1 pseudogene is annotated in these 374 nt (G+C 71.7%); it reads left to right on the top strand.

Annotated elements, in window-relative coordinates:
• Nucleotides 1-199, top strand: a pseudogene (locus QZH66_RS18785) (aldo/keto reductase); the annotation flags it as partial.
• Between the last annotated feature and the right edge of the window lie 175 nt (nt 200-374).

The raw sequence follows: 374 nt of genomic DNA on the forward strand, positions 1-374 counted from the left end.
CTGGGTGCTGGCGCACCGCAGCGTCAGCTCCGTCATCGCCGGGCCGCGCACGCTGCAGCAGTGGCAGGACTACGCGCCGGCGCTCGGCTATGTGGTGACGGCCGAGGACGAAGCGTTGGTCGACTCCCTGGTGCACCCGGGCCACCCGTCCACGCCGGGCTATACCGATCCGGCGTACCCCTTGGAGGCGCGCGTCTAGCCGTTCAGTGCGTGCCGGCCGCGTCGCCGGCAAACACCGGCCGCGTGCCAAAGTAGCCCTGGAACAGGTTGCGCGCAATGCCGTGCGCCGTGGCCTGCAGTTCGCGCGCCACGTCGGGCTCGAACAGGCGATCCGTGTGCTCGCCCCACAGGCGCACCCAGGCGGCAAAGTGCGC

Source organism: Stenotrophomonas sp. YIM B06876 (assembly GCF_030711595.1).
GTDB lineage: Bacteria > Pseudomonadota > Gammaproteobacteria > Xanthomonadales > Xanthomonadaceae > Stenotrophomonas.